The organism is Enterococcus sp. DIV1094 (assembly GCF_017316305.2).
Lineage (GTDB): Bacteria > Bacillota > Bacilli > Lactobacillales > Enterococcaceae > Enterococcus_B > Enterococcus_B mangumiae.
In genome coordinates, this window is record NZ_CP147250.1 from 1,179,280 (window position 1) to 1,192,086 (window position 12,807).

Annotated in this window: 9 protein-coding genes; 1 reads left to right on the top strand and 8 read right to left on the bottom strand. The window is 36.1% G+C overall.

Annotated elements, in window-relative coordinates; genetic code table 11:
* Positions 1-6 precede the first annotated feature (6 nt).
* The 8 genes from DOK79_RS05710 to DOK79_RS05745 all read right to left on the bottom strand — a co-directional run bounded on the left by DOK79_RS05710 (position 7) and on the right by DOK79_RS05745 (position 10,853).
* On the bottom strand, positions 7-2,349 hold the full coding sequence (locus DOK79_RS05710; RefSeq protein ID WP_206858513.1) for a VirB4-like conjugal transfer ATPase, CD1110 family: 2,343 nt from the start codon (positions 2,347-2,349) through the stop codon (positions 7-9).
* Positions 2,346-2,696: a PrgI family protein gene (locus tag DOK79_RS05715; protein WP_206858512.1), complete on the bottom strand. Its 351-nt coding sequence runs from the start codon at positions 2,694-2,696 to the stop codon at positions 2,346-2,348. The genes DOK79_RS05710 and DOK79_RS05715 overlap by 4 nt, the downstream gene beginning before the upstream one ends.
* Positions 2,697-2,705: 9 nt before the next feature.
* Positions 2,706-3,530 carry a hypothetical protein gene (locus tag DOK79_RS05720; protein WP_206858508.1) on the bottom strand — a complete coding sequence of 275 codons (825 nt, stop codon included), beginning with the start codon at positions 3,528-3,530 and terminating at the stop codon, positions 2,706-2,708.
* A 35-nt stretch (positions 3,531-3,565) separates the two neighbouring features.
* A complete protein-coding gene (locus DOK79_RS05725) occupies positions 3,566-3,793 on the bottom strand; it encodes a hypothetical protein (RefSeq protein WP_019722809.1) in 228 nt (75 codons plus the stop codon).
* A gap of 403 nt (positions 3,794-4,196) precedes the next feature.
* Complete coding sequence (locus DOK79_RS05730) at positions 4,197-5,915, bottom strand: VirD4-like conjugal transfer protein, CD1115 family (protein ID WP_422392095.1); 1,719 nt, start codon at positions 5,913-5,915, stop codon at positions 4,197-4,199.
* 32 nt (positions 5,916-5,947) lie between these two features.
* Positions 5,948-8,899, bottom strand: a complete 2,952-nt coding sequence (locus DOK79_RS05735; protein ID WP_206858505.1) for a hypothetical protein — start codon at positions 8,897-8,899, stop codon at positions 5,948-5,950.
* A gap of 35 nt (positions 8,900-8,934) precedes the next feature.
* On the bottom strand, positions 8,935-9,279 hold the full coding sequence (locus tag DOK79_RS05740) for a hypothetical protein (protein ID WP_206858502.1): 345 nt from the start codon (positions 9,277-9,279) through the stop codon (positions 8,935-8,937).
* Between the two features lie 152 nt (positions 9,280-9,431).
* Complete coding sequence (locus DOK79_RS05745; protein WP_206858500.1) at positions 9,432-10,853, bottom strand: helix-turn-helix domain-containing protein; 1,422 nt, start codon at positions 10,851-10,853, stop codon at positions 9,432-9,434.
* Between the two features lie 477 nt (positions 10,854-11,330).
* On the opposite strand from DOK79_RS05745, the gene DOK79_RS05750 reads away from it, so the two are divergent.
* Entirely contained in the window at positions 11,331-12,761 is a 1,431-nt protein-coding gene (locus DOK79_RS05750) for a helix-turn-helix domain-containing protein (protein WP_206858487.1), read from the top strand.
* Positions 12,762-12,807: the final 46 nt, after the last annotated feature.

Here is a 12,807-nt window from a genome sequence, read left to right on the forward strand (position 1 = left end):
TTCCTATTAAGTTTCTCCAGGTTTCGTTGACATCATCTTATAGAGCTGGGTATCTTTTGGAAAATGATCATAAAACGGTAATGTGGTATCCCCAAATACCATCAGACCATATCCTTCTGGAGAGTTCACTACGTATTTTTCTTGTTCTTCTGAAATATCGAAAAGTCTAACTAATTGTGTACGGTCTGATTTTGCTTGATTCAGCATCATGATGAAATCACTATTCGACAACATCCGGCGAGCTAGATCGGACAATAACAATGTTTCGACGTTCTGAGTAATTCCTGTCGGGATCGCTCCCCATTTCCGCGCACGACTCCACAGTTCAAAGAAGTAATTCTCAGAATATTCATTTGTAAATAAAAGCTGCATCTCATCAATGTATAGCCACGTACGAACGCCTCGTTCACGGTTAGTCGTGATTCGATTCCATACTTGGTCCAACACGATCAGCATGCCCATCGTTTTCAACTGTTTCCCTAAATCCTTGATGTCATAGATCACTAAACGTTTGGTGATATCAACATTCGTTTCAGCTGAAAAGACTGACAAACTTCCTTCAATGTAGATCTCCAGATCCATCACTAATTGTTTCGCTTCATCTTCTTCTTGTTCTTTTAAAATATTATAGAAATCAATGAATGTTGGTGTACGATCGCCCAACACTTCATAAGTACGACGACAAACTCGGTCAATCAGTGTTTTTTGTGTGGAACTGAGTCCTAATGCGCCACCGATGATCAAGTCGAATAATGAAATCAAAAATTCAGATTTTAGTACAACGGGATCGGTGTCATCGCCATAGTTCTCGTTGATATCCATTGGATTGATCGTTGTCGGTGAATCACTGGAAATTTTTATGATCTCGCCATTGAAATTTTGACCGATGACGGAGTACTCTCGCTCGGGATCAATGATGATCACTTCATCTTCTGCATCTCGTAAAAGTACGTTTACGATTTCACGCTTTACCGAGAAACTCTTACCAGACCCCGGCGTTCCTAGAACGAAGCCATTAGGTGCTTTTAATAATTTTCTGTCAAGCGAAAGAATATTTTTTGAAATCGCATTGACACCATAGTATTTTCCGTTTTCTTGAATCAAATCTGAAATCGTGAATGGAATAAAAATGGCGGTACTCGCGGTTGAAAGTGTTCGATCTAATGGAATCGCATTGATTCCTAACGGCAATGTCGCATTCAAGCCATTTTCTTGCATAAACTCTAGTTCAATCAGTTTGAAACCAAAGCGTCGACAAACAGAATTTATTTCATCGTGGACTTCAGCTAATTTTTCTGTTGTTGGTGAATGGAAGTGAATGGAGCCCGTGATCGCATACAATTTTTGTCCTCTATTTTGTAGATCATCCACCAGACCTTTTGCTTCTGTTAAGGAATAAGAGAGTTCATAAGAAAGCATCTCAAAATCATAACCACTTTGTAACGCCTTCTTTTGCTCATCGACTTTTTGTTGTTCCATAAAAGCTAATTTCGTCTTCACTAAATCAAACGCTTCATCTTGATCCATTGGTTCAATATGTATCGATACAACGATTTCCCGTGGAATTTCTAACATTTCAAAAAGAAAAGTATCTGATAATTCAGCAGGGTATTCTTGTAGATATAATGTTTTCGCATAGTGATCATCGATTTTTAAGTAGTTTTTATTCTCCTTAAATTCCATGACTTCAGGCAGTACCTCATTCACTTCTGACTTAGTCGTCTTGTCATTCGTTAATAGGATCTCTGCCATCATATGTAATAATTTTGTTTTTTCTACCTTTTTTGCCTGACTGCCCAAACGACTGGCAAACATTTCAAAACGATCTGCAACCATCTCTAATTCTTTTTGTGCAATCTCTAACGTAGGATGTTGTTGCACAAAGGTAAATAAGATCGTCTTCTTGAACCCATTTTTTTCTTCATCTAACTTCCTTGAAATGACTTGATTCATTTCTTCACGATATGAATCAAGGAAATCATTTTTTGCTTTGTAATAAAGGACCGATTGCAAATCAGCAAGCGGCCGCTTCTTTTTATATACAGTCAATTGCAACTTCGTCTTGCTACTTAATGAATTCAAAAAGTCACAATACTGAGAGAAAATTTCAATTTGATTGTCGTCAGAAGACAATTGATAGTTGATATCTTGTAATTCAAGTGTCAATGAATAGGTAAAGTCATCAATTTTGCAGATGCCACTATCATAAATATCTTCAAACCTAAATGTATCTCTAAAAGGATCGAGGTCTTCTTTCTTCTTAGGTTTAGGTTTACTAATAAATTGTTTCTCATCATCTTTTGATTTTTTTGTTGGTTTTAACGCCTTAAGCGCTTTTAACTTCATCATGCTTCTTGCCCGCCTACATCTTCAATTTCTTTATTTATTTCTTCCTTGGGCTTCTTTTTTCGTGTACCTGGTGCCACGTGATACTTGAAAAATTGTTTAAGATAGACATCAAATGTTAAGCCATTCCTTTTGAACCATCCGAATGAGACGATTGGAATGGACGAAAGGATCATAAACCAGCTCGTGATCTCCATAGGGATTTTTAATCCAGCGATGAATATCAAACTGATCAAGACATTTACTCCAGCTGCAATAGCTAAACAAAGCAGCTGCTTCAAATTCATTCCTGCAATCACTTTTTCCTTATATTCTTTAATATCCTTTGGTATCTTTACCTCAACTGCCATAGTTCCTCCTTACGATGCTGACATCAATGTTTTTGCCCATCCTTTAGTTTTGTTTACAGAAAGCAACAGTGCAATCATGTAAACTGTTAAACCTAAGATGATTCCGAAAATTCCTGATCCGACTTCTTCCATGATTCGATGGAAGATCGTTGGATAAATCACCAATACTAATGAAATAAATGTCCCTTGTAGTCCCAGAGCAGCAAAGTTTTTGAAAAATCCCTTGCTCATTTGAGAAAACTCCTGACTTGGCAAAGCACTCATCGGAATTGGGGCCATTGCACAAAATATATACATCTCCAAAAAGCGGAGATAAATGGTTACTTGAACTAATACGCGAACAACAAGTGATGCTAAAAATAAGATACACATCACGAGCAATACGACTAATTGCGACCACCAACTTAATTGAGATACTGCTTGTCTCACCGCATCTGCTGTATCTCTGACGGCGGAAGCATTTCCTATCTCTAAAATTCTAGTGGTTAAATTACCAGCAATGATCACCATGCCATCCAGAATGTCCTGAATCCTTAAAATAACTATGTAACAAATGACAAATTTAACAAATGCTTTGATGATCATCTCAAATCCTAGCATAGGAGCTCCACCTGCACCTTCAACTTTCGTTGAGATCTTCTGAAACTCTAAAAGAATAAAAATTGCTAGAATGGATAAAGCAAGTGGCCCAACTACGTGTTGCTGTAGTCGTTCCACTAAACTGTACGCATCATATATGTAACTTCGTAGATCCATTCCCAAAACGTTTTTCAAATCATCCCCATTAAGGAATGTCATGATTTGTTCAAAAATAGACATAATTGCAGATTCCATATGCTATACTCCTAATCTTCTCTTTGGCGTTACAATTATGGTAAAAACGAACCAATGTTGAATGAAGTAGCAAACCAACCTGCAGCAACTAGAATCAATCCACCACCAACGATCTGCCAGATCCCTTGTTGTAACTGAGGACCATTCTTATCTTTCAACGCACCGGCTAAGATAATCGTTCCCCAAATCAACCATAGACCGCCACCAATTAATGTAAACTGTGAAACCAAACCAAATACCTGTTCTAATAATTGTGCATTCATAATTTTTTTGATCTCCTTTGTGAAAGTAATTTTTTTATTTTATTTCATAAATTTAGTATATGCGAAATTCTCTATTTATATGTATCAGTTATTTCTATCATAAGAAATTTTAGAATAAAAGCACATGGAATCCTTTAAGAAAATAATGTTAAAAAGCTATTTATCAAGGTGATTTTAATGATATAGATGCGATACACCACTACAATTAACCAGCTATAAAAAAATCGATTAAATGTTATTCTTTTGGTATTGTTTCTACGCTCTTTCTACATACGACGAACTTTTCCCAGTCTGTTCACCTCTATGTACTTTTATTACGAAATAAAAAACACCACACTCTCTGTTTCCCATTCGAATGAAGGTGCTTTTATTCGTTACTATAGAGAAGTCAACCTTCGTTCAGTTAGGCAGATAGATTTCGTTCATACATATAGGAATCTGTTACATCCCCTAACTTCTTATAGTGTTTATGCTTCATGATATCGTATTTCTTTGATAAAAACGGATGAACCCCTCGAATTTTTAGTATACATTCCTGACCTTTAAGACTCGCCACTTCATCCGGGTCCATCAAGTTTCTTCCTAGTTTCTGGAAATTCTCACTAAAGGAACCATTGCTACCTTTCGTAACACTTGTATTTCTTTGTTCGATCGTTTGTTTCCCTAGTAATTTTGAGATATATTCATGAGTACTTTGTTCCATTCCACCTAAATATAAAAAGACATCACTTGTACCAATGATCGTTTCCCAAGTATCTTTATATAAGGTCTTTAACTGACTGATATTTTGTAAAATGACATTCGTCGAGATTTCACGACTTCGAATAACCGAAATCACTTTTTCAAAATCAGGGATTTGCCCAATATTGGCAAACTCATCTAGGATACAACGTACATGGCAAGGCAATCTTCCTTTATAAAAGTTATCTGCTTTGTAAACTAACATATCAAATAATTGCTGATACATCATGCTGGCTAAAAAGTTGAAACTGGTATCTGTATCAGGTAGTAAGATATAGAGAATCGTTTTGACATCGCCGACTGTATCTAGTTCAAGTGTATCTTGTGACACTAGCTCCTTGATACTTGGAATATCAAATGGTGACAACCGCACGCCTAGACTGACTAAGATACTTTTCGTCGTTTTATCACCAGAAAGTTTAAAAATCTTATACTGTGATACGGCAAAGTTCGTCGGATCTTTTTGTTCCAACTCATTGAATAATATATCTAAAGGACTGACATAGCCAGGCACATCTTCTTCGATATCAGCTAAACGTACTAATTCGATCACATTCCCTAGCGTTCGATCTTCTGCGGTCACTTCTTGGATCAGATAACTGAAAATAGCCATTAATAGCGCTGTTTCAGCCTTTTCCCAAAAGTCATCTCCACCTTTTTTATCTGGATTGGTCGTATTTTTGATCAGATTGTTTACGATTTTAAGAATATCATCCTCTGTTTGAATATATTGAAACGGGTTATACTGATGGGTATCTCGTCGGTTGATCAAGTCAAAAATCTTGATTTGATACCCTGCTTCTTCAAACATTTTGCCTGTTTCAGCTAATAATAAACCTTTAGAATCACTGACTACATAAGAGGAATGCATTTGCATCAAGTTCGGTTTCACATAGAAACGTGTCTTACCACTACCTGCTCCTCCAACGACAACGACATTTTTATTACGGTTGAAATTATCGTTGCGTGTGATTTTCATACGGCCAGACAACGATAAGCTCTCGCTCTTCGTCAACAAAATATTGAAGTCTTTTTTCTTATCAAGAAATGCACGGATATCGCTGTACTTCCCCCAACGCGCACTTCCGTATTCTTCATTAGGACGTGTATTCTTTTCGTCAAACGTCTTATATAAAACAAAGAGTATATAGGAAATAGCAGCCACAGCTGCTATCCCTAATGACCTCAATTCATATTCAAATCTTGGGGAAAATCTGGAAATTTCTTCAAATGTTCGGTTAAATGCTGTTAGTAAATTATCTGCAAATGATAAATTCCCAGTATTTTCTGCTAAAAATAAATAACCAACGCGATTACCAAAATAAAGCAGAATACTAATTACTAACACATGCACTACCATAAGCTGCCGGGAATTTTTCAAATTTTTTTGTTTCCTTTCTGTTGAAGTTATTTTTATAATTGTGTGGTTCTAGTTTTCTTATTATTCTGAACTTTGGCTTGATTCTGAGCTTGTTGAGTACGTGCTAAGCTATTTCGTTGAGCGGACATATCCAATGAGTTTCTTCTTACTACTTCAAAGCTTGCCTGACGCCTCTCGTTTGGAATTGTACCTGGGAAACTTGCACGACGTTCGATCGTCGGATTCCCCCTGTTTGTCAGTGTCACTGATTCTTTCGATCCAGATGGTGTTGGGTCCACCTTCGCCTGTGATGTGCTCGGCTGAGGTTGATTGCTCTCTCTTGGTTTCATCTCAATGACTTTCGAATCTTTTGTTATCTCCGAAGTTCGTTCAGATCTTTCTGTTGTTTTTTGTTGCTCAATGGTCTGGACATGTTCAGGTGCTTTCGCTTTTTCATCAAGACCAGCAATCGCAGTTACCTTATCCCGAAATTCTTTTGAGTCTAAGGTTACACATTTCCCTTTCTCCTGGACATCTAATCCTCGCTCGTTGATCTTTTCTGCATGTTCTAAATTCTCTTTTTTGGCTACTCTACTTTCAATTCGTTTGAAAACAAACTTGTCTAATAACTGGACACCTATTCCGATGGCAACACCAATCAATGCTACCGCACCTAATTGTAGTAAGAATGGTGCAGCCATAGTAGTCGCGAGTGCTGGTACAAGAGCGGCTACGGCAAACATGCCCCCTACCCCTAGAGCGAGCGGTACTGCCAACATGATGAATAAGGACATTTTATTTTTCATCACATAATCGAACGCACGTTTAGGCGCACGTTTCGTATATTCCCACGCACGTTTTAACCTTGATTGTTTCTCTTCGATTTCGACTGTGTTTGGCCCTTCTTTCGTTGCGCCTTCTTTGGTTACCCCGTCTTTAGTTGGTGCTTCCATTGTTACAACTTTGTCTTTGCCTTTTTGTTCCTTAGAATCGATTCCCTCTTTTGTTACTTCAGATTTCTCTATACCTTCTACCAATTTCTCATTTACTGGTGTGGCATCTTTCGTTTGTTCTGCCGGCTGTTTTTGCTTTACAAAAGGCATCTTTTCTCGGAATTTCTGCCGAGCGATCGTCAACCCACGAGCAATTGGACCAAATACTCTCGGGTATTTTTGGACTAATTTATTGAATAATTGAGGAATTTTCTTTTTCGCATAAATAATTGCTTTTGAACCAAAAAAACTGGCAGCAACAAAACCCACGATCGCGTTCACAAACTGCTGACCAAAGATAGCCAAGGAAGTCGACGGTAAGATAGAACTTATCCAAGACATACCAAATGGTAACATTGCAATTGGCCAAAGATTCAATAACCAACGCGCAGCTCTGATTTTGTGTGAATTACGGAAAAAAGATTGTTTCAACTTTGAATGATCTAATCCATTCAATTCTTTCGTTTGTTCTTTTATCCCACGCGTTTCTTCTTGCAAACTTTTGATATCGGCGTCCATCTGTTTGATACTTTTAGTAGGAAGGTCTTTCATCATTTCTTGCGTTTTTGCCGGATCACTTAAATTTATTTGGATTGCATTTAGTGTTAGTTTATCGTTTTCAAGGCGTTGCTTTATACCGGCGTGTTGCTCGGGTGAGATCCTATCGCTTTTCCGTGCACGCTTTAGCAATTCTTCATAATTCTTTATTCTTGCCTTTAATAGTTCCTCTTTTGATTGTAAATTTTCAATATAGGCTTGAGCAAGTTCCGCTTTTTTGCTATCAAGATTCTCAGTGACAACAGGTTCTTTTTTCGGTTCTTCAACCACTGGTTTTTTTGGTAATTCTGGTGTTGGTTCTTTGACGATTGCGTTGACATCGATCGGATGGGGTGGCTTTTCAGCAACCGGGCGATCGATTTGATCCTTGCTGGCTTCCTTTTTTGGTTCTTCGACGATGATCGGCGTCGGTTCACGCTCAACCTTTGGTGAAGCAATCGTTGCTTCTTGGGTAGTCTGACTGGGAGCCGTTGTTTCCTTCGCTTGCTCTGCTTTTTCAAGTATCGGCTTGATGATTTCCGTATCAACTTTCTCGCTGTAGGCAATCAGTCCTTTCATCTCAGCAATTTCCGTTTTGTATCCTTCTTTGATTGCGTCAATCCCTTGCCATTTTGAGACTAATACTGCTGGTGAATCATTTAGTGTTCCTGCAAATTTAGTGAACGATTCTGCACGTTGTATTGTTGGCTGTGAAACAGGTACCAATTGTTCCACAATTACACCAGCATTAGTTAATTGTACTCGCAAATCTTTCTGGATATCCTCAATTTGGTTTACTTTCTCTTGCGCTGACTTAACCTTCTGACCCAGTACTTTTTTATTGTGATTTTTTAAAGAAGTTCTCTCTGTTCTTAGTTCGTTAACCTTATCGTCTTTTTCTTTCAGTTCCTTAGCCTGATTATTCATATCTAGTCTATATTCTTCTTTATAGAGCCTTCTAAGATAAATCAAGGGATCAAGTTCCTTAGAATTCTTTGTTGACTCGAATACCTTCTGCTTAAGTTCAGGATCCATTAACTGGCTCTGGTACATTTGCATGTTTTTTTGTTCAGTGAGCAATGTTCCTTGTTTCGTAGCATAATCAACATCAATTTTCTTTTGTTTCTCAGGAGCAATCGCACCGATTACTTTGAGTACCTCTATATCGCGTTCCAAACGAGCAATTTCTTGTTCAATATTGTTACGCTTCAGACCTTTAGTGAAGTTCTCTAGTTTCTTTGTGAACACTTCATCAAATACATCATCGAATTTGAGCCCTCGGCTTTCTTGTCTGATTATTTCATTATTAGGAGAACTAATGATTTTGTTGATTGCATTGGAATTATTGTATGCAAAGATGTTCAGAAATGTTTCATTGAGCTTACTAATATTTTTGCTGCTATCTATAAGCGGTTTTTCTTCTGGCTGCTGACCTTCTACTGGCTGACCTTCTGTAGACTTATTTTCTGTAGCCATCTCTTAACCCCCCTCTTCCACATTTTTTTGATTCGTCATCTTGCGTGTCCTGTCGCTAGAGAATGACTGGACTGGCTACCACGTAGACTCGCTCGTTCTTGCGCTTGTGCCATTCGTGTATTCAACCGGCTTTCTTGTGAGTTGTTTGAACGAACTGCTGAACGCTCTAGCTTGTTTTCCTGTTGAAGTGGTATAGTTTCTTCAAGTGAATTTTTGATCGCTTTTTTTACTCTTAGTTTGTTTACTCCCTTTTTGACCATCTTAACAATCAATTTAGCTAGAGTCTTACTAATCAACCAAAGTGCTTTAAAAGCCAATTCTGCTGCTTTGAATGCTGCACCATAAACAGCAAATAATAAACAAATACCTAACTTATTCATATCACTTTCAGCTCCCTTTATCCAAATATACCTCACTTAATCAACGCTAAACGGCGTGTGTATTAAGCGTACCTGAGTTTTAACTTCTCCTATTATCTATTTTTTCAAAATTGATAAAAAGATGAAACAACCTCCCAACATAACGATTCTTGTCAAGAAGAATACAAACACTGCTCGAAGTTGTTCCAAAAAATAGATGTCGGTACTTTCGAAATCTTTAATATTTCGGAAGTAATCCGATCAAAATTCAAGGATAGATCGGTTAAAATCAAGTCATATTGATTGATCAACTGATAATCGATCGAAAAAACGTCTTTTTCATAGATATCAATATTTTTTAAAAACGGATGCTTATGTAAAATCAAATTTTTATATAGAAGGGATAAGCCCATCTCTTGAGAGCTTAATAATAAAATCGACTTTTCTTGTATTTTGGGTTCGATCATTCGTAACAATTCATTGGAAGAAATAATCAATTCCAGTAATAATTCTTTATGTAATAGTTTGCTTTGTTCGACAAAATCTAGTTGGGCGATCCGCAATGATTTTTGATAGGCTTGCCAGATCTTAGGATTGTTCTCCATCATTTTTTTATAAAAAATATCGGCATAGCTTACTTTAAAGATTGCTAGTTCTTTATAAAAATTGATAAAGTCAAAAAAGTATTCGATCTGACCAGAATCGATCGTCATATCAATTGCTAATAAACTGTAAAAGCTTTGAAGAAAACTTTTGATATTCTGTACTAATACTTGGTCGCGATGTTGCACCTCTGTAAACATCAAACCAAAGTAAGAGGTAAGGATATTTGAAACATTTTTATGTGTGACATTGAACTTATATTTTTGATTCATCAGTGTACAAAAGACCCGATCACTTTGGATAATTTCTAAGATCGTCTCTACGATCTGCTCATTGTCAATCAAATCCTTCTCAGGAATAATATGGTTATTTCCAATGCGGATAATCGATGAGTAGATATAATACACCGAATAAATTACTTTAGGTGTACTAACTGTCCTTTTTTGTGCTTTTAGACAACGGCGGAGCATCTGATAGATCGTATCAAAGTAAGGGAATTCCTTGACTTTATAAATTTCCTTGAACATACTAGCAAATAATCGCCGGATCTCAATTTCATTTCCAGTGATCGTTAATTTGTTCTCTAAATTGATTTGGATATTGATTTTTTCTTTCAAGAAATATGTATTGATTTTCGCGACGATTCTGCGAATACTCGTTTTGCTTAAAAATAATTTCGTCGCGATCTCAGAAAGCGAAGGTTCTGAAATAAATATGTACTTTAAAATTTTTACATTTGTCGAATTATTAAGTATCCTTACAAATATATCATCTAAATTCAACTTCTTAGGTATCGAAAGCGACACCTCTTTATACTGATTCGTTTCAATCCGAGCAGGAAAACAAGCGGTATTGAAACTATCGATATCTGCAGCAATCGTTTTGTCTGTAATACTCAATTCCTTAGCCAAATCACTAATATTAGATGATTCGATATTGAGTAAGTAAAGCAATGAAATTTGCCTTTCTAATTGTTTTTCAAGTACACCCATAGTCAACAAGCTCCTTTCTTTTAAAAAACCTATAATGTATCGTACAGCTTTTTCGATAATTTCATAATATTAGTTTTTCTGTTTTACAAAAAACAAGTTCAAATATCAGATTTTTAAAATGATATAATGTAGGTTTAATAAATAATACAACCAGACGACCAAAGACGTCTATGTTATCCTTAATTCTCTTCTGATTGGTTCATAAAAAGCGTTACGTGGAAATAAAAAAACATCGATCGGAAATATTCATTTTTATGGCTAACAATAGTGAACTTTAGTTATTTATCCTACCATCTTCCGTTTTTTTATAGAAAAAGGAATTATTAAATAAAAAGAACAATTTCACTTTTAAATAATCAACTATTATTATAAAAAGAAAAAACTCGAATAATTAGAAAAGTATGATAAAATAATGTTTATAAAATGAACAAAGGATGTGAAATAACAGATTTTCTAATTTTAGAAGATCTGAAAAGTATGATAAAACGAACAAATATGCTTGAAAAGACTTCTGAAAGACAAATCAAATTAGCTTTACTCCTAGGGATGGCTGCCATTGACTGTACGACATTAGCGGAGCAACTCGAGGTTACAAAAAAAACATTATTGACTGATATTGTGTTTTTTAACCATACATATGCACCAGTGTGTATCAATACGGATCAGTATCAAGTGGCTTCTTTATTATTGCCACCTGAGATCAATTTAGAAGATTTGATCAAACAAATCCTCAACCAATCGACGAATGTCCAAATATTACAGATGATCTTTGAAGTAGAGCCAACGTTATCCAAATTGGCAAATAAATTATACCTAAGCGAAACAAGTATTCGCCGGATCATCGCAAATATCAATAGTTATTTCTGTGAGATCAATGCGCCTTTATCGATCCAGATCTCATCGAAACTCCAAATCATTGGGGATGAACAATATATCAGGCAATTCTTCTGTAGTATGTTTCGCGAGCAATTTACACCACAGCAATTGCCACATTTTTATCACATATTCGATGTTTTGCAGCGTTACTATAAGAAACAGGCAACGCCTAAAACAATTAGTACATATAAAATCATCATCAATAGTTTTTATCTTTACACAGCAATCATTCGTATTGGACAAGGTCATCTAATCTCAGAGAGTAAGGGAAATCCAATCAATGATCCTTCTTTTTACGATTTAATAAAAAATAATACGGTATTTTGTTCGATCATTGAAAAAGAATATGGGTTCAATGTGACATCAACGAATGTATCGAATCTATTAGATCCAAAAATCTATTATCCTTGCATTCAATCAACAACTGGCAATCATGAAGAGTACCAACGTATTCAGCGATTCTCGGAATACTTCTATCGTTCGTTGTCTCAAGACTTTTCTTTGAACTCGGAAGGTATCCAGCAATTGAGTGAGCTCATCAATTACAATAAAAACCGACAATTTTTTAAAACAACCTATATACAGATTTTATCTGAAATTCTATTTACACATTCACCACAGATATTAAAGGCATACAATCAAGCCATTGATCATGCTGGGTTATTGACGATCAGACGAAATCAATTACTCTATGAAGAGTTATTACTCGAATTGATTTCTTTATCGCCTTCGTTGTTGACAACCGTTTTTCCTTACAAGAAAAAGGTATCTATTTTGATTGTTTCCTATCAGGAAGAACGAACGCTTGCATTGTATAAGCAATTGTTATTCAAAAAAATTCCTGCAATCCATATGATCCATACATATACTGACAACATCTTTCAAGTGAACTACGATACAGTAAACCAATATGACTTAGTTTTAACAGATATCGAATTGAATCAAGCAAAAACCAAAGCAAAAACAATTAAAATCTCTAAAATACCAACGACTTCTTTTTGGAACAATATTGAAACAGTACTTTATCCATAGTTTTACTCACTAAAAAAAGCAGACGGCTTGCGTCTGCTTTCAGATT